Annotated in this window: 19 protein-coding genes; 8 read left to right on the top strand and 11 right to left on the bottom strand. The window is 65.2% G+C overall.

Features of this window, described 5'->3' with window-relative positions; all coding sequences use genetic code 11:
- Positions 1–132 precede the first annotated feature (132 nt).
- Positions 133–1,104, bottom strand: a complete 972-nt coding sequence (locus tag ACERI1_RS00335; RefSeq protein ID WP_373616031.1) for a sugar phosphate nucleotidyltransferase — start codon at positions 1,102–1,104, stop codon at positions 133–135.
- Positions 1,105–1,277: 173 nt separating this feature from the next.
- On the opposite strand from ACERI1_RS00335, the gene ACERI1_RS00330 reads away from it, so the two are divergent.
- On the top strand, positions 1,278–1,568 hold the full coding sequence (locus tag ACERI1_RS00330; protein WP_373616030.1) for a transcriptional regulator: 291 nt from the start codon (positions 1,278–1,280) through the stop codon (positions 1,566–1,568).
- Between the two features lie 188 nt (positions 1,569–1,756).
- Entirely contained in the window at positions 1,757–2,125 is a 369-nt protein-coding gene (locus ACERI1_RS00325) for a hypothetical protein (protein WP_373616029.1), read from the top strand.
- Here ACERI1_RS00325 and ACERI1_RS00320 read toward each other — a convergent pair.
- The gene (locus ACERI1_RS00320) at positions 2,122–2,571 is read right to left on the bottom strand and encodes a Rieske (2Fe-2S) protein (protein ID WP_373616028.1); all 450 of its coding nucleotides are present in this window, start codon (positions 2,569–2,571) and stop codon (positions 2,122–2,124) included. The two genes, ACERI1_RS00325 and ACERI1_RS00320, sit on opposite strands and share 4 nt — an antisense overlap.
- Before the next feature lie 97 nt (positions 2,572–2,668).
- On the opposite strand from ACERI1_RS00320, the gene ACERI1_RS00315 reads away from it, so the two are divergent.
- Complete coding sequence (locus ACERI1_RS00315; protein WP_373616027.1) at positions 2,669–3,778, top strand: trans-acting enoyl reductase family protein; 1,110 nt, start codon at positions 2,669–2,671, stop codon at positions 3,776–3,778.
- 112 nt (positions 3,779–3,890) lie between these two features.
- Here the strand turns inward: ACERI1_RS00315 and ACERI1_RS00310 are convergent, their stop codons facing one another.
- The 5 genes from ACERI1_RS00310 to ACERI1_RS00290 all read right to left on the bottom strand — a co-directional run bounded on the left by ACERI1_RS00310 (position 3,891) and on the right by ACERI1_RS00290 (position 8,757).
- On the bottom strand, positions 3,891–4,763 hold the full coding sequence (locus ACERI1_RS00310; RefSeq protein ID WP_373616026.1) for an aminotransferase class IV: 873 nt from the start codon (positions 4,761–4,763) through the stop codon (positions 3,891–3,893).
- Positions 4,756–5,430 (bottom strand): aminodeoxychorismate/anthranilate synthase component II, encoded by a 675-nt coding sequence (locus tag ACERI1_RS00305; RefSeq protein WP_373616025.1) that lies wholly within the window; start codon positions 5,428–5,430, stop codon positions 4,756–4,758. The genes ACERI1_RS00310 and ACERI1_RS00305 overlap by 8 nt, the downstream gene beginning before the upstream one ends.
- Positions 5,423–7,018 (bottom strand): aminodeoxychorismate synthase, component I, encoded by a 1,596-nt coding sequence (gene pabB, locus ACERI1_RS00300; RefSeq protein WP_373616024.1) that lies wholly within the window; start codon positions 7,016–7,018, stop codon positions 5,423–5,425. Before pabB ends, ACERI1_RS00305 begins: the two co-directional genes overlap by 8 nt.
- Before the next feature lie 141 nt (positions 7,019–7,159).
- On the bottom strand, positions 7,160–7,879 hold the full coding sequence (locus ACERI1_RS00295; RefSeq protein ID WP_373616023.1) for a helix-hairpin-helix domain-containing protein: 720 nt from the start codon (positions 7,877–7,879) through the stop codon (positions 7,160–7,162).
- 74 nt (positions 7,880–7,953) lie between these two features.
- Positions 7,954–8,757, bottom strand: coding sequence for a shikimate dehydrogenase (locus tag ACERI1_RS00290; protein WP_373616824.1), 804 nt, complete (start codon positions 8,755–8,757; stop codon positions 7,954–7,956).
- A 161-nt stretch (positions 8,758–8,918) separates the two neighbouring features.
- Between ACERI1_RS00290 and ACERI1_RS00285 the strand changes: the two genes are divergently transcribed.
- Positions 8,919–9,866: a calcium/sodium antiporter gene (locus ACERI1_RS00285; protein WP_373616022.1), complete on the top strand. Its 948-nt coding sequence runs from the start codon at positions 8,919–8,921 to the stop codon at positions 9,864–9,866.
- On the opposite strand, the gene ACERI1_RS00280 is transcribed toward ACERI1_RS00285, so the two are convergent.
- Both ACERI1_RS00280 and ACERI1_RS00275 read right to left on the bottom strand, forming a co-directional pair.
- The gene (locus ACERI1_RS00280) at positions 9,844–10,839 is read right to left on the bottom strand and encodes a hypothetical protein (RefSeq protein WP_373616021.1); all 996 of its coding nucleotides are present in this window, start codon (positions 10,837–10,839) and stop codon (positions 9,844–9,846) included. The two genes, ACERI1_RS00285 and ACERI1_RS00280, sit on opposite strands and share 23 nt — an antisense overlap.
- 221 nt (positions 10,840–11,060) lie before the next feature.
- A complete protein-coding gene (locus ACERI1_RS00275; RefSeq protein ID WP_373616020.1) occupies positions 11,061–13,094 on the bottom strand; it encodes a bacterio-opsin activator domain-containing protein in 2,034 nt (677 codons plus the stop codon).
- A gap of 115 nt (positions 13,095–13,209) precedes the next feature.
- Between ACERI1_RS00275 and ACERI1_RS00270 the strand changes: the two genes are divergently transcribed.
- Both ACERI1_RS00270 and ftsZ read left to right on the top strand, forming a co-directional pair.
- Entirely contained in the window at positions 13,210–14,568 is a 1,359-nt protein-coding gene (locus ACERI1_RS00270) for a D-aminoacyl-tRNA deacylase (protein WP_373616019.1), read from the top strand.
- 158 nt (positions 14,569–14,726) lie between these two features.
- Entirely contained in the window at positions 14,727–15,893 is a 1,167-nt protein-coding gene (gene ftsZ, locus ACERI1_RS00265) for a cell division protein FtsZ (protein ID WP_373616018.1), read from the top strand.
- Between the two features lie 285 nt (positions 15,894–16,178).
- Here ftsZ and ACERI1_RS00260 read toward each other — a convergent pair whose 3' ends face one another.
- Complete coding sequence (locus ACERI1_RS00260) at positions 16,179–16,514, bottom strand: 2Fe-2S iron-sulfur cluster-binding protein (protein ID WP_373616017.1); 336 nt, start codon at positions 16,512–16,514, stop codon at positions 16,179–16,181.
- 157 nt (positions 16,515–16,671) lie between these two features.
- Between ACERI1_RS00260 and ACERI1_RS00255 the strand changes: the two genes are divergently transcribed.
- Entirely contained in the window at positions 16,672–18,075 is a 1,404-nt protein-coding gene (locus ACERI1_RS00255) for a geranylgeranyl reductase family protein (protein ID WP_373616016.1), read from the top strand.
- 318 nt (positions 18,076–18,393) lie between these two features.
- Complete coding sequence (locus tag ACERI1_RS00250) at positions 18,394–19,155, top strand: DUF4397 domain-containing protein (RefSeq protein ID WP_373616015.1); 762 nt, start codon at positions 18,394–18,396, stop codon at positions 19,153–19,155.
- Between the two features lie 25 nt (positions 19,156–19,180).
- Here the strand turns inward: ACERI1_RS00250 and ACERI1_RS00245 are convergent, their stop codons facing one another.
- Complete coding sequence (locus tag ACERI1_RS00245) at positions 19,181–20,461, bottom strand: amidohydrolase (RefSeq protein WP_373616014.1); 1,281 nt, start codon at positions 20,459–20,461, stop codon at positions 19,181–19,183.
- Between the last annotated feature and the right edge of the window lie 53 nt (positions 20,462–20,514).

Here is a 20,514-nt window from a genome sequence, read left to right as displayed (position 1 = left end):
TGTCAGTGACTTCGCTCGACTCGAGCGCCAGCCGAACCGCATCGTCACGATGCATGCGCGTTGTCCACTGCTGTCACACGGAAAACAGATAGGTGTATCGACGGTTCTGGATGAGCGGGACGTGCGCTGGGCCTACTCGGAGCCGTTCGTGATCGTCGTGTGGGCTCCGATGAGTGCCCCGGCGAGGTCGAGATCCTCGATTCGGGTTCCCTCATCGATGATCGAGCGACGAATGTCGCCGTTGTGAACCGTCGCATCCGGGAAGATGACTGTGTGTTCGAGGTCGGTGCCCTCGAGGGTCACGCCGTCCATGACGTGGACGTTCTCGCCGATCGTGGCGTCTTCCAGCGTCGCCGAGTCGGCGACCAGCGAGTCGCCATCGAGGTGCCAGGCGACGGCGTCGAGGTAGCTCTCGGGGGTGCCGATGTCGAACCACGCACCCTCGAAGGTGTAGGCGTAGGTGGCCTCGCGGTTCTGGAGCCACTGGACGAACCAGCCGGGCTCGTCAGGGTTGTTTCCGTCCTCGAGGTAGGTCGGGAGTAAGTCGAGCGATTCCTGCGGGAACGCATAGCAGGCGATCGAGACGAGCGTGCTCTTTGGGTCGTCGGGTTTCTCCTGAAAGTCGACGACGCGGTCGCCCTCGAGTTCAACTAAGCCGTAAGATTTGGCTTTCTCTCGGGAGCCGACGTCGTAGGCGGCGAGCGTGGGTGCGTCGTGAGACTGGAAGTAATCGAGGAAGTCGGACACGTCGAAGCTGATCAGGTTGTCGCCGGCGATAATCAGCAGGTCGTCGTCGACGTTCTCGCGGTCGATCAGCTGGGCGAGCGCGCCGACGACGCCGAACTTGTCGTCTTCCTCGGTCGTCTCCTCGACCGAGAGCCGGGGCTTGTCGAACTCGCTGTCGGCGAGATGGGCCTCGAAGTCGGGGGCGAACCGCTCGTTGGTGCTGACGTAGACCTCGTCGATCCGCTCGTCGGCCTCGAGTTCCGCGAAGATGCGGTCGATGACGGTCGACTCGCCGATCGGGAGGAACATCTTGGGCCGGTGTTTGGTAATCGGCCACATTCGCGTCGCGTACCCACCTGCAAGGACGACTGCCTTCATACGCCGGTGTTCACCTGCGGGGTCCAAGTCACTTGCCCTTTCTCGAGTGTGAGCATCCAACACGCTCGAAACCTCGTAGCAGTCGGAGAGACTGGTATCGACGATGGATACGAACGACCTGCGCCGTGACTGCTGTCCGACAGTATAAAACCACACACCGCCTGAGAGGACGTATGCGCGAGGCCGACGAAACGACGCGACAGCAACTCGCCGATGCGCTGCGTGCCGAGCCGGCGACGCCGAGCGAGCTGGCCACCCAGCTCGATCTGACGCCACACGCGGTGGTCCGCCACGTCGAACACGTCTCCCGGTCGGTCGACGGAACCGACGAACAGCTGCTCGTCGCGCCGCCGACGTGTCGCGACTGCGGGTTCGACAACTACGACGACCTGCTAAATCTCCCTTCGCGGTGTCCCGAGTGTAAAAGCGAGTCCATCGACGAGCCGACGTTCACGATCGAATAGCGATACCTGATGGTCGGCGAGGAAGAACTGTCAATATACCGTGGTAGTTGTCAACTGGATCCGATACTAATATTTATGCTGCAGGCGAGAACCCGATACGAACCCTCGAGCGAGTGGCGGCGTCACAGCCTGTCGAAGCGACGTTCGGCTCGGTTCAGTCGCGACTGCTCGAGGACAACGGACCACACATGACTTCCAGATCCCACTCGGAGCGTGACTCCGTCGAGGTCGTGCAGACGGTACTCGACTGGCTCGACGACGCCGACGAGCCGGACGCGGCGGCTGAAACGCTCGACGACGTGTTCTCTCTGCTTGCCGACCAGCGTCGCCGGCTGCTGCTGTCTGTCATGCGCAACTACGGCGAGGAGGTGACGCTGCCCGATGCAGCCGAGGAAGTCGCGGCCCGCGAAACGGGCCACACCGTGCGAAACATCTCTGCCGAACGCGTCACCGAAGTCTACCTCTCCCTCTACCACGATCATCTCCCGCGGCTGGTCGACGCCGGCCTCCTCAAGTACGATCAGGAGCGGGATCTGGTCGCGCCGGTCGCGGTCTAGAACTCGACGTTCGAACTCGAGGCGCGATCGAGGTCGTCGCGCTCGAGCGGGCCAAGCCCGACGAACGTGTAGTCGTCGTCGGTCAGATAAACGTCGCCATCGTCGACAGTGGTCTCGAGGCTGGTGAGATAGGCACCTTCGCACGGCCCGAACGTACAGCGCCCTGAGTCGGCGGCGAAGTACGCGCCGTGATTTTCACAGACGACTTCACCGTCTCGCATCGGCGCGCCCGAGCCCTTGTCCAGTTTGATGTGGGTGAGATGCTGACAGTAGTTCAGCCAGCAGGTAACACCGTCTTCAGCGACCGGGTCGCCGCCGTCGGTCGCGACCGGCTCAGTTCTGACGAGAATCGCTTCCTGCAACTCGTCCGACTCATCGGTCACGCGAAAACAAACCGTCGAATCGGCAGGCACATTCGACAGCGTCGTGATCCGTCCAGCGTCCATCACCGCGTCCGTTGGAAGGCGGTGGCCCTGAACGTTATGCCATCGAGTGAACACTCGTCTGACGGAAATTTAAATCGGTCTCCGACGAACGCGACCTATGGACTCCCTTCTCATCTACGGCTCCTACGGCTACACGGGGCGGCTGATCGCACGAGAGGCGGTCGCACGAGGGGGCTCGCCCGTCGTCGCCGGTCGCGACGCCAGCGCGGTCACACGCCAGGCCGACGCCCTCGGCGTCGAAGGCCGGGTCGTCGACCTCGAGTCGAGCGCGCTCGAGTCACACCTCGAGCGTTTCGATGCCGTGATGAACTGTGCGGGGCCGTTCGTCGAGACTGCTGAGCCGCTGGTCGCGGCCTGTCTCGAGACGAAGACGGACTATCTGGACATCACCGGCGAGTTCCCGGTCTTCGAGTGTCTCCGCCAGCGCGACGACGAGGCCCGTACGGCGGGGATTACGCTCCTGCCCGGCGTCGGCTTCGATGTCGTGCCGTCGGACTGTCTGGCAGCCTTCCTCGCCGACCACCACCCCGACGGCGACACGCTTCGATTGGGGATCAAAAGCGACAGTGGCCTCTCGCGGGGCACTGCCCGGACGCTCGTCGAACACCTCGGCAGCGGTGGCGTTGTCCGCCGGAACGGTCGACTCATCCAGGTGCCGACCGGCTTCCGAACGCGCGAGATCGACTTCGGCGATGGCCCCGAACACGCCGTCACGATCCCGTGGGGCGACGTCGTCACCGCCGCCCACAGCACCGGCATCGAGTCGATCGAAGTCTACGCCGCCGCGCCGCCGTGGGCAGCCGAGCGATTGTCGACCGTCAATTCGGTGGGGTGGCTCCTCGAGCGCGGACCGGTCAAGCGCCTGTTGAATCGGGTCATCGACGCCCGGCTTGACGGGCCGAACGGAGCGCAATTGGCGACCGGCAGCGCCGTCGTCTGGGGCGAAATCGTCGACGACGACACCGGCCAGCAGGCGCGGGCCCGGCTGCGAACGCCCAACCCGTACGCGCTCACCGCCGAATCGGCGGTGGCAGCCGCCGGACGGGTTCTCGAGGGGCGGAACTCCGTCCCGGACGGATTTCAGACACCCGCGAGCGCGTTTGGCAGTGAGTTCGTCCTCGAGCTCTCAGGGACAAAACGAGAGCTGATCGAGACGCCCGACGATGACACGAACGAGCCGACGCGGGTGCCTGTCGAACCCAAATAACTCATACGGACTCCTGTCAGTCAGTGCCGGCGCACCCGCGATCCGTCCTGCGGGTGCGCCGGTACATCGTTACAGTAAGCCGTATCACTCCGTCAAATACGAATCGTGACAGCTATTCGTAACACGTTCGTTCGACGCGTTCGTCGTAGCGCCGCGAGAGCCGTTCCGTAACGGGTCCGCCACCGATCTCGCAGCCGTCAAGCGTCGCGACCGGGCGCAGTTCCCAGGTTCGATTGGTCAGAAACGCCTCGTCAGCGTCGCGAACGGCGACCAGCTCGTACAAGCCCTCGTGGACCGTCAGTCCGGCGTCGCGAGCGAGGTCGAGGACGATTTGGCGGGTGATCCCCGGCAACACTGGTCCGTCGGTCGTCGGGGTGTATATCTCGCCGTCACGGACGAACCAGAGGTTGCTCGTCGCCCCTTCCGCGATGTGGCCCTCGAGATCGCACATGAGCGCTTCGTCCACGTCAGCACCGAGTTCTGCGCGCGCGAGGATCCCGTTCAGGTAGTTGTGGGTCTTGGCTGCGGCTGGAATCGCCTCGTCGGGGACACGGCGAGTTTCGACCGTCTCGACCGTCGCCGGCTCGTCCCAGACGGGCTCGCCCGCGAGCCCACCGCGAGGCAACGGTTTCACATATACCACGACCGTCGGCTCGACGTCGGGCTGGGGCGTGAGTTTGCCCGGCTGGACGCCACGCGTGATCGAGAGGCGGACGTAGGCGTCCGCGAGGCCGTTCGCCGCCAGCGTCTCGTCGATTCGACTTCGGAGATCGGCAGCAGTGAGCCCGTGCTCGAGCGACAGTGACTCACAGGTGCGCTCGAGGCGCTCGAGATGAGCATCCCACGCGAAGACGGTCCCGCCGTAGGCCCGCAGCGTCTCGAAGGCGGCGTCGCCGTAGCGAAACCCTCGATCGTCGACACTGACGGTTGCCTCACTGGCTGGGACGAGGTTGCCGTCAACGTGGTAGTACAGTTCCTCACCCATCGTGGGCCTCCGCGTTCCTGTCAGCCGTCACGGCGAACTGACAGAAATTGGCGATCAGTCGTTTGCCAAGCGCGAGCGAAATGTCTTCGCCAGCGCCGTCGCCCGAACCGGTCGCAGCGTCCGACTGTGCTCGTGTGAGGATACTTTCCGGGTGAAACTGCACGCCGAGGTGAGGCTTCTCGCAGTGGCGAACCGCCATCAGAACGCCGCGCTCGTCGGCTGTCTGGGCCGTTTCCTCGAGCGTGGCCGGCAGCTCACCGCGCTCGACCGCGAGCGAGTGATAGCGCCCGACTTGGAACGTCGGGGGGAGGCCCGCGAAGAGCCCCTCGCCGTCGTGAGCGATCGTCGACGGCTTCCCGTGGACGACCTCGGGGGCGTGAACGACTGACGCGCCTTCGGCCGCACACAGCGCCTGATGACCGAGACAGACCCCGAGAATGGGGTAGTCGGTCTCCGCAAAGAGCGGGATCGAGATGCCGGCCTCCTGTGGGGTCCCCGGCCCCGGCGAGACGATGATACCGGTGGGCTCGAGATCCCGAACGCCCCCGAGGTCGATCTCGTCGTTGCGCCGGACGACGACCTCGTCGGCTACCTCACCCACGTATTGGACGAGATTGTACGCGAACGAATCGTAGTTGTCGACAACAAGGATACGGGAGTTAGTCACTGCGATCACCGCCGTCGGTCGGCTCGTGAGGGATGTCGGTTTCCGCCTCGAGCCCCAGGTCGGCCCGCTCGCCGAGTGCCTCGTCGACCGCGGTGATGAGCGCGCGGGCCTTGGCGAGCGTTTCGTCGTACTCGCTGGTCGGATCGGAGTCGTGGACGATGCCCGCTCCGACCCGCAGGTGGTACTCGTCGGCATGGCGAACCAGCGTCCGGATAACGATATTTAGCGTGGCCCGCCCGTCGAAGCCGAAGATGCCGACGCTGCCCGTGTAAGGGCCGCGCCGGGCCGTCTCGAGTTCGTCGATGATCGCCATCGTCCGCGGCTTGGGTGCACCGGTGATCGTCCCGCCGGGGAAGACCGCCGCGATGGCGTCGGACAGGGTCGCATCCGGGCGCAGTCGACCCGTGACGTTCGAGACGAGGTGCATCACCTCCGAATAGCGGTCGATCCGGCGGTACTCCGAAACGTCGACGGAGCCGTACGCACAGACCTTCCCGAGGTCGTTGCGCTCTAGGTCGACCAACATCGCGTGTTCGGCACGTTCTTTCTCGTCGGTCAACAGGTCGGCCTCGAGGGCGGCGTCTTCGTCCGGCGTCTCGCCGCGCGGTCGCGTCCCCGCGATGGGTTCTGTCCGGACGCGGGTTCCCTCTCGCTCGAGCAACAGTTCCGGACTCGCACTCACCAGATCGACCGCCCGGAACTCGAGCAGACAGGAGTAGGGTGCCGGATTGACCCGTCGCAGGGCGTCGTAGGCCGCGACAGGATGGACTGCAGCAGGTGCGACCAGCCGCTGTGAGATGTTGGCCTGAAAGGTATCACCGTCGTGGACGTACTCCTTGACCTGGCGAACGCGGTCGGCAAAGGCCTCACGACCACAGTCGCTCTCGAAGGTCGCGTCGGACCGCGAGACCGGCGGTTCACCGATCTCCGGGTCGCCCTCTCGAACGGCGTCGGCGAGTTCGAGCGCCCGCTCGCAGCCACGTTCGTAGGCCGCCTCGAGAACGGCGTCCTCGGGGTCGGTCGCGTCGCTGTCGACCCGTGGGCAGGTCGTGATCCGCAGCGTCACCTCGCCTTCGGTTGGTTCCTCCCAGGCTGCGAGGCGGTCGTAGACCGCGACCTCGAGTCGAGGCAACCCTCGGTCGTCAACGGCAGATTCGGGTAGGGACTCGAGTTCGCGAGCCACGTCATAAGAGAGCCAGCCGATGGCACCGCAGGGATAGGGAACGTCACAGTCCCCGCGAGCGAGGCGATCGTCCGCGAGCAGGCCCTCGAGTGCGGCCAGCGTCGGCGAGCCGTCGTCTCGGTCACAGGAGACCGTGTCGGGGCCGACCGTGAGCCGCTCGATCGGATCGACGCCGAAGTAGCCCCAGCCGGGCTGGCCGCCTGTCGTCTCGAGGAACGCGCCGCCGTCGCCGTCGCGGGCGCGCCGATAAGCGAGAAACGGATCGCTGACAGTCACGCGGGTTTCGACGGGAACGCGGAGCCCGACTGGTACCGACGATGCGGCGCGGTCCGCAGCCGCCCCGCCGCGTCCAGCCGCGGCGGCGCGAAACGAGTCGAGCGTCGTCACGACGCGCGGATCGCTCATGTCGGACGGGACGCAGCCGGTTGGTAATCCTCTTGCGATTTCAGGACTGTCGTAGACGACAGCGCAAAAAGTGAGAGTCAGTGAGGGGGATAGCGAAACTGTGACGTGGGATCGGGGTTCGACGGGCGGCTGACCGGTTCGTTATCGGACTTCGGCGCGATCGATCCAACCCTGAATGCGTTTCTCGGAGATATCGGTCGCCTCGGCGAGGTCGGCGGCGTCCGACTCGGCGAGTTCGGAGACGGTGTCGACGCCTGCACCGGCGAGACGATCGGCATAGGCCGGACCGATACCTTTGATTTCGGTGACCGGTTCGGGCTCAGGTTCGGGTTCGGATTCGGATTCGGGCTCGGGTTCCACTTGCGGTTCCGGCTCCGGTTCCTCGAGGTCGGCGTCTGGTTCCGGTTCAGCCGTCGACTCGGACTCGAGTTCGACAGCTGGTTCCGGTTCTGGTTCGGGTTCCACTTGCGGCTCCGTCTCGTCGTTCGGTTCCGACTCGGATTCGGATTGGGGTTCGGGGACGGCATCCACCGCCGGTTCGGCGTCAGCCTCGAGGTCGGCGTCAGTGTCGTCGGCAGTCGCGGCGTCAGGCGCTGTCTCGGAATCGACAGCGGATTCCGTGGCTGTGTCGGCGTCGGTCGTCTGTGCGGACGCTTCGTCTGCCGTGTCTGCGGTGGCCGACTGTGATGGGTCGTCACGCACGTCCTCCGTCCGATCTCGAGCCGCGCCGGCGGTCGTCCCGTTTCCGTCGTCGGCCGCCCCTTCTCGTTCGACCGTTACCCCGACCTCCCGAGAGCTCCTGCGCTCTGAGTCCGACCCGTCGAATCCCAGTAGAGACTTCAGCTTCTGGAGGATTGCCATTATATCGACGTAGTCGGTTCCGACACTTAAATTCGCCTGATACTGTCAGTATTCCGACCGTGGCCGCCGTCGGCCTACAGCCGCGAGCGAAGTGCGTCGTTCATCACGTCGACAGGTGCATCCCGACCGGTCCAGATTTCGAACGCCTCGACGCCCTGATAGAGCAACATCCACGCACCATCGACGGTCGTCGCGCCGGCATCGGCCGCATCGCGCAGCAGTCGCGTCTCGAGCGGGCTGTAGACCGCATCGAGGACGGCCAGATCCTCGTGAAGCGCGTCGGCGGGAACCGGCGTCGTGTCCGATTCCATCCCCACGCTCGTGGCGTTGACCAGCACGTCGGCGTCGGCGACCAGTTGCTCGAGTTCCGCGAGCCCGTGGCCGGTCGCGCGGGGCACTTCCTCGGCGAGGTCGTGTGCTTTCGACTCGGTTCGGTTGGCGACGGCGACGGTCGCACCAGCGTCGGCGAGGCCGAACGCGATTGCCCGGCCAGCACCGCCGGCACCGACGACGACCGCCCGCGCGTCCTGAATCGTGACATCGTGGTCGCGTAACGCGCGCAACGCGCCGACGGCGTCGGTGTTGTAGCCCGTTGGTGGCCCCGAGCCCGAGAAGTCGATCGTGTTGACCGCGCCGATTCGAGCTGCCAGGTCCTCGGGCGCGACGATCTCGAGGGCATCTTGTTTGAACGGGATCGTCACGTTCAGTCCGGCGATCCCGAGCGCGTCGGCCCCGGCGATCGCGTCGTCGATATCGTCTTCGTCGGGCTCGAAGGTTACGTAGCGAGCCTCGAGTCCGAGTTCGTCGTAGGCGGCCTCGTGCATCGGCGGCGACAGCGAGTGGCCGACCGGATTGCCGAGGAGACCGTATACGTCCATAGCCATCGTTCGATCTGTCAGTCGGAGTGGCAAGACTATAATGGGTCTGGCTTCGACAGCGGCGTTCACTCGGTGGGCTGGCTCGAGTCCTGTGACGGCCAGCCGAACGATCCCCCGGCCGTTCCGCGTGGCTTTTAGCCCCGTCTCGAGTAGCCGCCGCTATGCTCTCCGGAACCCCCCTCGATCTCCTCTTGCTCGTGGGCGGGATCATCGCGCTGTATGGCGGTGCCGAGTTGCTGGTCGCGGGTGCAGGCCGGCTCGCACTCGGCATCGGGCTCCGTGCGGCGACCGTCGGCGTGACGGTGGTCGCCTTCGCGACGACCGCACCCGAACTGTTCGTCTCGGCAGTCGGCGCGCTAAACGTCTCGAGCGACATCGGCCTCGGCACGATCGTCGGCTCGAACATCGCGAACATCGGGCTGGTGCTCGGTGTCACCACGCTCATCAAGCCGTTGCAGATCAGCGATCAGGTGGTCCGCCGGCACGTCCCCGTTATGGTGCTTGCAGCGCTGTTGCTGGTCGCACTCGGCGCGAACGGCCAGCTCGGTCGGCTCGAGGGTGTCGTCTTGCTGGTGGTCCTCGCGGGGTTTACCGCGCTGATCCTCCACTATGCCAACGCGGAGTCCACCTCGATGGTCGACGAACCTGACGCCGACATATCGGGCGTGTCAGTCCGAGACGGGGCGCTCGTCGTCGGTGGGCTACTGGTGCTCGTGGTCGGCTCACGGTGGCTCGTCGCCGGCGGGACGGGGTTGCTATCGGCGCTTGGTGTCTCGGATCTGGTTATCGGGCTGACGGTACTCGCACTCGGGACATCGCTCCCGGAGCTTGCGGCCTCGGTCGTGGGCGCGATCCGTGGCCACGCGTCTTTTGCCGTCGGGAACGTCGTCGGGTCGAATATCTACAACATCCTCGCGGTGCTTGGCATCGTGGCCCTCATCACTCCGATCGAGATCGCGCCCGCGACGCTTCGGTTCGAACTTCCGATCATGGTCGCGTTCACCGCCCTGCTGGTCGGGATGATGGGCTATCGACAACAGCTTACGCGACTCGACGGCGTGGTCCTCGTCGGAAGCTACGTCGGCTTTATCGCTCTTCTCGTTCCGTGATCGACGGGGTATTCGGGACCCGATCCGATCGCGACGACGATCGGCCAGCAGGCGGTCGTGCCAGCGTCCAAAGCAGCCGGTCGTCGGTCGTCGCCGACGATCCCGTCGTCGGTGCGGGCGCTGTCTCTGTTGGCGCGACCTCTGCAGTCGGCTCGTCCGCTGGCGTCGCGTCAGCCGTCGTTCGATCCGAATCGTGCGGTGCAGCAACCGCGCCGCTCTGCTCGGCGCGGTGGCGTACGAACTCGGCAACGGCTGCGAGCGGCCCCTCGGTCACCCAGTCGGCCTGCCACAGGGGTGCGTCGAGCGCAAGTGCGACCGTTCGCGCCGCCGCGTCGTACTCGACGAGGCCTGCCGCAGACAGTGTCGGCAGATGTTCGTGGGCGAGTGACGTTTCGACGGCAGTACACGCTGACTCTGTGACGGCGACCGGCCCCGTCTCGTCGTCGGCCTCTCGCGCGGCGACCGTCGCGGCGAGGTCGGAAACGGGGACGGTCCCGCGCCGCTTCGCGAGGGCAGTACAGACGGTCCGGCGACGCGAACTGCGAAGCGCCTCGAGCGTTCGGTTCAGCGTCGCTTCGTCGGCGGGAAACGACTCGCCAGTCGGATCGGCGAGAATCGATCGAACCCACTCGGCCTCGAGGGTCGGATGGTCAGTGGGGGCGACCGTCATCGCGTCACCGTCGGTATGCGTGGTCACCAGCCCGGCGTCGACCAGTCGCGGGACGTGGGCGTGGACCAGCGTGAGGCGAACGCGACCGGACTGCTCGTCGGTGACGACCGCGGCGTCCGCGTCCTGTTCGAGCCCCGCGACCGCAGTTGCCAGCGCGCCGATCGAGACTCCCTCCGACGCCGACTGGGAGTCCGTTTCGGATGGGGCCTCGTACTCGAGCAGTGTCGCGAGCAGATAGCGCCGTCGTGGCTCCGTGAGAACATCCAACGCGGTTGTCTGTTCGGTGGACGGGAGCGAAGTCATTGCCGGAGAAAGACAGCCAGCGGGGGAAAGGGGTGTACCAGCATGCTCTGGTATCGGCGAGTGGGAGTCAGATACCGGTTGGACCTGTGTGCGGACGTAACCGTAAACCGTTACATCTGCTCCGCGAAAACCGACAGTCTCGTACGGACACCTGTCAGTGGGTGCCGATGGGATCGCGACCGCCCGACGGTCCCACCGGGACAGCAGGACAGCAGCCGGTCTCAATCTGTATCGCCGAAATACGCCGAGAGCAGCTTCGCCTGTGCCACTCTCAGATGCTGGTGGAAGGTCTGGCGAGCGATCCCGAGTCGGTCAGCGATCTCACTCGCGTTGCTGTGTCGGGTCGGCCACTCGAAGTAGCCGCCGTGATACGCCGCCTCGAGCGCGATGCGCTGTTTGTCGGTCAGCAGCGACTCGACGGTACGCCGAAAGTCGCCGCGCGTCTTGACCGGGCGCTCGACGGTTCGTTTCGAGCGGAGCCTGCTGTCGGGATAGGCCGACGTGATCGTGTCGACGAACTCGTGGAGCGCCACATCGGAACTGGTCTGGACCGTTAGTCTTGCGACGCCGTCACGGACGGTTTTCGACTGGAGCCGCGCGCCGTAACCGGCGAAAGTTTCGGCGATCGTCGCGTTGCGAACGACACACTCACAGTAGCTCTCGTCGTCACTGGCGTCGATGAGTCGGAAGTCCGTAATCGCCTCGTCGTCGCGGGCGCGGTCGCAAACGCGATCGGGATCGACGCCAGACGCGGTCAGATAGTAAATAAACACTTCGCCGCTCAGCGGCAAGGCGTGGTCGACCGACAGCTTACAGCCGAGGTCGTCGGAGAGCCGAATACAGGCGTCGCCTCGGTCGGTCGACTCGAACTCGAGTTCGACGACGGTGTCCTGATAGAGCAGCCGACGGACCGCCATCGCGTTGATGGCGTGTCCGACCGTCCCACCGAACTCCTGGAGCACTTGCTGCTCGCGATCGGCAAACGCCGACGGCTCGTCCGTGCCGATCACGAGTGCCCCGAGTGGCGTGCTGCTCGCGGAAATGGGGACGACAGCAATCGAGCCGTAGTCGTGCTCGCGAGCGTGGCGTCGCCACTGCTCGATCGGGCTTTCGCGGAGGGACCGATACCGCTGTACAGTTCGCGTTTCGAGTGCCGACTCGCCGTCGGCGTCGGTCGGTGGCGCGACGAACGACGAGCACACAGCAGCGGCGGTCGCGTCGATTCCGGACCAGGCAGTCGGCTCCCACGAGTACCCCTCTCCGGTCGCGACACCTCGAGCCCGACCGATGACGCCGAATCGGTAGGCGTCGTCGGCGGCGAACGTTTCGACGATCGCAGCTTCGATCTCGTCGCGGGAGTCCGCCGTGACCATCGTGTCGTCGATCGCCCGAATCGCCGCGTTGAGCCGTTCGAGGCGCTCGAGTTCGCGCTCGCGAGTTTTGCGCGCTGAGATATCGCGACCGATGCCGGTAAAGCCGAGCACGTCGCCGTCGTCGACGATCCTGGCGCTGTTGAACTCGTAGGGGAGTCGGTCGTCGTCGGTCGTGAGAACCCGGCCCTCGGCGGTGATGCGTTCGCCGTCCTCGAGGATGCGCTCGATGGCCTTTCCGAGGAGATCGCGGTCTTCGGGCGCGATGAACGTCAGCGGATCGATGTCACCGGTCGTCGCCGGGTCGTAGCCGGTCACGCGTTCGAACTGGTCGTTCCACTGGATCAGCTCCCCCTCGGTGTCGTAGGCATAGAGGAGATCCGGCTGTGCTTTGAGCACGCTTTCGGTGAACGCCTTCTCCTCGCAGAGTTCGCGTTCGCGCTCGTGGTCGTCGGTACGATTGCGGACGACCCAGAGATACCCGTCTAAGTCGGCTGTAGACTCGACGGGAACGCCGACACTGCCGTCCGCATGGATCGTGGCGATGGACTCACAGACCCACAGCCGACTGCCGCCGTCTCCGAGCCGCCAACCGTCGGCTTCGACGGTTCCCTCGGCTCGTGTTCGCTCGAGTAACCGATCCGGGCGACCGGCGTCGCGGGCGTCGGTTGGAAAGAGAGACTGGTAGTGTTCGCCGACGATCGTCTCCGCGTCGTAGCCGGTGAGCCGGCGTGCACCCGCGTTCCACGCGGTAACGCAGCCGTCAGCATCGAACAGCGCGATGGCACAACCGCTGACGAGTGCGCTCAACTCGCTGATCTCGAGGTCGAACTCGAACGACTGCCCCCCGGACGTGACAGTTCGATCCGACGCGTCATTGCTCATTGGTCAACTAGTCCACATTCAGTGTATGGTATCCACACACATGAAAAGTTGCGGGCCGCCGTCACCTCCAGCTGGAAACCGGCGACGTTAACGCCGACAACTCACGAGCACAGATATGACCACGCTCGCGATCGTCGAAAGCCACGCCGACCGCGCCTCGGAGCACATCTGTGACCGACTCCGCGAGCGCGCCGACTGGACCCAGCGAACCGACGACAGCCGACCGGCAGCCGACGGCGGCGGCACCTACTACCGGACCGATGGGGCCGTCTTGCGGTCGTTCGACGCGTTACATATCGACCTCAAGCGGCCCGCCGACGCCTTCGACTGCGATCCTGACCTGCTCGTCTTCGCTTCGCGACACTCGGGGGATACCGGTCCGCTGCTGACCGGCCACTTCACGGGCAACTTCGGCCCGGCCGAGTTCGGCGGCGAGCCCGACGCGCTGGCCGACGCCGCGCCGAACGCCCTGGCCGAGTTGCTCGCGGCCTTCGAGGAGTACGCACCCGCCGAGTACGACGTGGGCATGGAGTGTACCCACCACGGCCCCTCCGAGGTGGGCTGTCCGTCGCTCTTTGCGGAACTGGGCAGCGACGACGAGCAGTGGGACGACCCCGCCGGTGCCGACGCCGTCGCCTGCGCCATCCTCGAGTTGCGAAACGTTGCGCCACATCGTGACAGACAGCTCGTCGGCTTCGGCGGCAACCACTACGCCCCCCGGTTCGGACGAGTCGTCCGCGAGACCGCATGGGCGGTCGGCCACGTCGCAGCCGACTGGGCGCTCGAGGCGATGGGCCATCCGACGGCTCACCGGGACGCCCTCGAGCGTGCGTTCGACGCCAGCGGGGCCGAGATCGCGCTGCTCGATGGCGACTGGCCGGTGCTCGAGGAGACGCTCGAGGATCTTGACTGCCGGATCGTCAGTGAGACGTGGCTCCGCGAGGTCGACGACCGCCCGCTCGCACTCGTCGATGCGGTCGAAGCCGAGCTAGGTGCCGTCGATGACGGGGTTCGCTTCGGCGATCAGTTCGCGGAATCGGTTACCGTCGTCGACCTGCCGACCGACCTCGTCAGCGTCGCTCAGGGGATCGATCCCGATCGCGTCCGTGAGATCGTCGAAGCGAACACTGTCGCGTTCACCACCGAAAACGGCGGAAGCCGCGTCGGGTCACAGGTGGCCGTTCCGGATCCCGACACCGCTGCAGCCAGCGACTCGGCCTCGGCGAAGCCACGTGAGACGATCACCGCGGGTCTAGCCGACGTTCTCGCGGAGAAATACGACGCCGTGTGGCTCGAAGCCGACGCCGTCGTCGCCGAGGAGACGGCCTTCGATCCACAACTGGCACGCGAAGCCGGCGTTCCCGAAGGGCCGAAGTTCGGCGCGCTCGCCGACGGCGAATCCGTGACCGTCGACGGGGAAACGGTCAGTCCCGAGAGAGTTCGAAGCGAGCGAACGCGCCGGTTTCAGATCTGACTGGACCGTTAACCGACAGTAAGACGTTATTACTCGAGCACTGCTAGCGGATTCGACGTTCACGGAGTGATAGACGTACGATCATCCTAACGTGTCAGACAGTCGGCTGACGTGTAGGGGAAAGGTAATTATGCTCCATCGTTTAGACAGGGCCAAGAATGGACTCTCTTATCGACGACGCAATCGACGAGGCCGAAGACGGGGCGGCCACGGACCCCGACGACGCGCCCCAGGACGGGCAGTCATCGGGCGGCGGCACGTCGGACGGCCGACAGACCGGGACGATGACCGACGACGAACTGGAAGATGTCTTGCAGGACCTCCAGACCGACATCACCGTCGTCGGCTGTGGCGGTGCCGGCGGCAACACCGTCAACCGCATGCACGAGGAGGGGATCCACGGCGCGAAACTCGTCGCCGCCAACACCGACGTCCAGCACTTGGTCGAGATCGAGGCCGACACTAAGATCCTGATGGGCGAGGAGAAAACCGGCGGCCGCGGGGCCGGTTCGCTCCCACAGGTCGGCGAGGAAGCCGCCCTCGAGAGCCAGCAGGACATCTACGACGCCATCGACGGCTCCGATATGGTCTTCGTCACGGCCGGCCTCGGTGGTGGAACCGGCACTGGCTCTGCGCCCGTCGTCGCCAAGGCCGCCCGCGAAGCCGGCGCGCTGACGATCTCGATCGTCACGACGCCCTTTACCGCAGAAGGTGAGGTTCGGCGAACGAACGCAGAGGCCGGCCTCGAGCGCCTGCGTGACGTCTCCGACACTGTCATCGTCGTCCCCAACGACCGCCTGCTCGATTCGGTCGGCAAACTCCCCGTCCGACAGGCGTTCAAAGTCAGCGACGAGGTGCTCATGCGCTCCGTCAAGGGGATCACTGAACTCATCACGAAACCCGGCCTCGTCAATCTGGACTTCGCCGACGTTCGCACCGTTATGGAACGTGGCGGCGTCGCCATGATCGGCCTCGGCGAAGCAGACTCCGAGGCCAAAGCCGAGGACTCGGTCAAGACCGCGCTGCGCTCGCCGCTTTTGGACGTCGACATCTCCGGTGCGAGTTCCGCACTCGTCAACGTCACCGGCGGCAACGACATGGCGATCGAGGAAGCTGAAGGCGTCGTCGAAGAGATCTACGACCGAATCGACCCCGACGCCCGCATCATCTGGGGAACCTCGATCGACGAGAGCCTCGAGGGCAGTATGCGGACGATGATCGTCGTCACGGGCGTCGAATCACCACAGATCTACGGCCGGCCCGACGGCGAGGCTGCCGTCCAGCCCGAACCCGCGGGCGGCGACGACATCGACTTCGTCGAGTAAGCCGCGGAGCCGGCGGCGTGGCTGTACCGCGCAATTCCGACTATTCCGTGTCCGTCACGGTCACCGTCGCCACCGTCTCTCGGCTCTCAGGCGCCTGTGGCCAGCCGACTTCTGCCTTGGCAGTCCATTCTTTCCCGACATCGAACCCCGCCTGAACGTTACGTGGCGTCTGTGTTGCTTGGCAGACATCGTACGCGGTTCGTTCATACGGTCTGCTGTCACGATGTCCCGGTTGGACCGCAGGGCGATCGCGGTCCCACCGGCACCCACTGACAGGAGTCCGTCTCAGTCGTCTGCGGGTGCCGTCGTCCCGTCGACGTTCGACTCGAGATCGCTCTCGATACTCGGCGGGTACTTGCCACGATCGAGTTTCAGATCCGACTGTGGGCGCGCCATGCAGGTCAGCGCGTAGCGTTCGGCCTCTTCTTCGGTCAGGCCACGGGCCGCGGGCTGGGTGACTTCTCCTTCGACGATTTCGGCAGAACAGGCCAGACACATCCCCACCCGGCAGGAGTACTCCTGGGCGATCCCCTCCTCGAGACACCGGCTGAGGATCGTCTCTTTGTCGGTACAGGTGATCGTCTCACCCGTCCCGACGAACTCGACCGTATACTCAGTCATACGGTCCGGTACGGCGGACCTCACTAAAACTCTTTATTTCATTGCAAGGGGAGCAAACCGACCGATTCCAGCGCGCGGGTTCGCCGCCGAATCGACCACGAATCGCAGCCAACCGCTTGATAAAACGTTTTCTTACCGCGGCATCCACAGTGTTGATATGAGTACGCAGGAGCAGTCGGCAGCCACGACGCCGAAGACGCAGTCGCCGGACGTGGTCGTCGTCGGAGCCGGAACCGCAGGGTGCTATGCCGCAGCGACCATCGCACGGGAAGGGTACGACGTCGTCATCCTCGAGCGAAAGTCCGAGACGGAAGCGGGCCACATCGCCTGCGGCGACGCGCTGAAGGGCGCCGACAGTTTCCCCGAGGCGATCCCGAAGTCGAAACTCGAGCCCGCCTTCACAAATACGGGCGTCGATCACGGTCGCTTCGAGATCCCACAGGAGGATACCGTCCTCGAGATCCCGATTCCCGGTGAACTGGCTGTCATCGACCGCTGGGAGTACGGTCGCCGGATCATCGACGGCGCTGGCGACGCCGGCGTCGACTTTCACTACGACACCGTCGTCAAAAGCGTCCTCCAGGACGACGACGGTCGCGTTACCGGCGTCGAAGCGATCCGGACGGGTGACCCGGTCACCTACGAGGCCGACATCGTCATCGATGCCGCGGGCTCGCTGTCCGTCCTCCAGGACCACGTCGACTTTTCGACCTCCACGTTCGATACGAACGTCAACTACACCCACTTCTGCTCTGCCTACCGCGAGATCGTCCACGTCGACGAGCCCGTCGAGTGGGACGACGCACTCGTCTTCAAGCCGACCGAACGCGCTGCGGGCTATCTCTGGTATTTCCCGCGCACCGAGACGGAGATCAACGCTGGCCTGGGCTTCCAGATGACCGAAGAGCCGATGAAACTCGTCGACGACCTCAAACACGACCTCGAGACCCGTCCCGAGTTCCGCGGTGCCGAAGTCGAGGACAAACTCGGCGCAGCCCTCCCAACCCGACGGCCCTACGACTCCGCGGTGCATCCGGGCTACATGGCCATTGGCGACGCCGCCGGCCACGTCAACCCCACCACCGGCGGCGGCATCGCCGGGGCCGCCTACGGCGGCAAGTACGCCGGCGAAGCCGCAATAGAGGCACTCGAGACCGGCGACGTCAGCGAGAAAGCCCTCTGGGAGTACAACGAGCGCGTCATGGACCACTTCGGCGCACGCTACGCCGCGTTGGACGTCTACAACATCCTCTCGACTGCCGTCGACGTCGACGACCTGATGGGGCTACTCGCCGCGATGCCCGGCGAGAAACTCGCGGAGGCGCTGTACTCGGGCAGTACGAGTCTCGGCCCGAAACTCGCCGCGGAGAGTCTGCTCAACAGCCGCGGCCACTGGGGGACGATCTGGACGCTCTTCCAGACTAAGCGTCGGGCCGACGACCTGCTCGAGCTCTACGAAGGGTATCCCCACCACCCCGCCGCCCTCGAGCACTGGCAACAACGCCGTGACGACATCATGGAACAGGTCTACGAGACGACTGGGGCGGAGCCCAAATACTGAGCACCGACCTTTTGCGCTGCGCTCACTCGCGCTGCTCGTTCGCTCGACAAAAGGTCGATCAAAAGCACTCCTCCCTCCCCTACGGGTCGGTCGTCGGCCCGCTCGCTCCCGTTGGTCGCTCGCGGTCGGAATTGGGTAGCCACCTGCCCTTCCCCGGGTCGGACGGCTCGAGCAACGCGAGAGCCGTCCTCTCGGCCATGGATCGCTCGAGGCGGTCGCGTCCGATCATCAATCGATTGGTGAGTTATTACTTCCTGTTGGAATACCCCTACGTTGTTAGGGATTTTCGTCTTTCCTACCCATCAAGTACCCGGATGTATGGCACAAAGCCACACGCGCCGACGCGCACTGACACTGATCGGAACTGCTGGCGGGATCGCCCTCGCCGGCTGTATGGGCGGGAGTGGAGACGAGATGAGCGATGGCGGATCGGAGAACGAAACGAGTGACGACGGCGGAAGCGACGAGGCCATGGCGAACGTCCGCGTTGCTCACCTCTCGCCGGATGCACCGAACGTCGATGTCTACGTCGACGGCGACACGGTCCTCGAGGACGTCCCCTACCGGGCCGTCAGCGACTACCTCGAACTCGCGCCGGGCACCTACACGGTAATGATTACGGCTGCGGGCGATCCCGACACGGTCGTGTTCGAGGACGACCTCGAGATTCCCGAGGGCGAGTTCACCATCGCGGCGCTTGGCGAACTGAGCGAGACGAATCAGCCCTTTGCACCGGCAGTTCTCGAGGACGACATCAGTGACCCGGGTGACAACGCACGTGTCCGCCTCGTGCATGCCTCGCCGGACGCACCCGCTGTCGACGTCACAGTCGGCGACGGCGAGACGGTCCTATTCGAAGACGCGGCCTTCGGCGACGTGGCGACGACCGAGGTGCCAGGCGGCGACTACACCCTCGAGATCCGACCAGCGACCGAAACCAACGACGGCGACGTGGTTGCGACCTTCGACGTGGCACCCGAGGCCGGAAACGTCTACACTGCCTTCGCGGTCGGCTACCTCGAGCCCAAATCGGCCCCTGCCGACGCGCCGTTCGACCTCGAGGTCGTGATGGACAACTGAGAGCGCAACGACCGCCGATGCTCGATCAGGGACGCCCGCTGCCGATCCGCTCGATCGCACCCGCCAGCACGTCGATCCCGTGGCCGATGCTCGCTTCGTCGACGTCGAACGTCGCCGTGTGATGGCCGCCGGGGTGATCAGTGCCGACGCCAACATAACAGGCGCTGCCGCCGCATTCCTGGACCGCCCGCATCAGGTACGTCGCGTCCTCGCTGCCGCCGAGTTCGTCGCGCTCTTTGACCCGTTCGACGCCCGCCGTCTCGCCGGCCACGTCGGCGACGATCGAAACGAGGTCGTCGTCACTTCTTGCGCTGGGTGCCTCCGCGCCGGTCTCGATCGACACCTCACAGTCATGCATCTCGGCAGCACTCCGGAGCACCTGCTCGGCTCGGTGTTTCATATACTCCATCAGTTCTGTCGTCTCGCCGCGCACCTCGGCGACGATCCGCGCCTCGTCGGGAATGACGTTGGCGGCGCTACCACCCTCGACGACGCCCGCGTTGACCCGCGTTGTGCCGTCGTTGTGCCGGGGAATCGCGTAGAGGTTCTGGACGGCTGTCGCCATCGCCTGGACGGCGTTGCGCCCCTGTTCGGGGTGGCCGCCGGCATGGGCCGATTTACCCGTGAAGTCGGCCTCGAGATGGGAGACCGCCAGAAAGCCATCGATCCCTGCGACGATCTCACCGGTCGGATGGTCGAGCCCGATGTGGGTCGCGAGCAGATAGTCGACGTCTTCGATGTGCTGGCTTTCGGCCATCGACTTGCCGCCGCCGACGACCTCCTCTGCAGGCTGGAAGAAAACCTTCAGGGTGCCCGTAAAGTCGCTCGCTGCAAGTCGCTCGAGGACGCCGATCCCGATCGTCGCGTGGGCGTCGTGCCCGCAGGCGTGCATCGCGCCCTCATGTTCAGAGCGAAAGCCCGCAGCAGCAGGAGTGTGGCTCAACTCGTCGGATTCGGGTCGCGGGAGCCCGTCGATGTCGACGCGCAGGCCGACTGTCGGCCCCTCGCCGCGTTCGATGACCGCGACCGCGCCGGTGTAACCGCCCTCGAGGGACTCGAGCGTGGCATCATCGACGTCCGTCTCTCTGGCCTGCTCGTACCAACGGGCTAGTTCCGCGTTGTCGGGGACTGCTAGCCGGTGGTCACCAGCGATCGCCTCAGGCCCGACGTAAAGCTGGTCGAGGTCGTCGCCGAGTCGCGACTCGAGTTCGTCGACGATCCGTGCGGTCGTATAGAATTCGCGCCAAGCGGGTTCGGGTTTCCGATGGAGGTCTCGCCGGAGTGAGACGAGGTCGTCAGCGGTCATATCCTGTCCTCGTTTGGAATGGTAAAAAGCCCTGTCGCCGGTCTCGTCGCGAA

The sequence above is a fragment of the Natrinema sp. HArc-T2 genome, from assembly GCF_041821085.1.
Lineage (GTDB): Archaea > Halobacteriota > Halobacteria > Halobacteriales > Natrialbaceae > Natrinema.
This window is presented reverse-complemented; position numbering and strand designations above follow the sequence as displayed.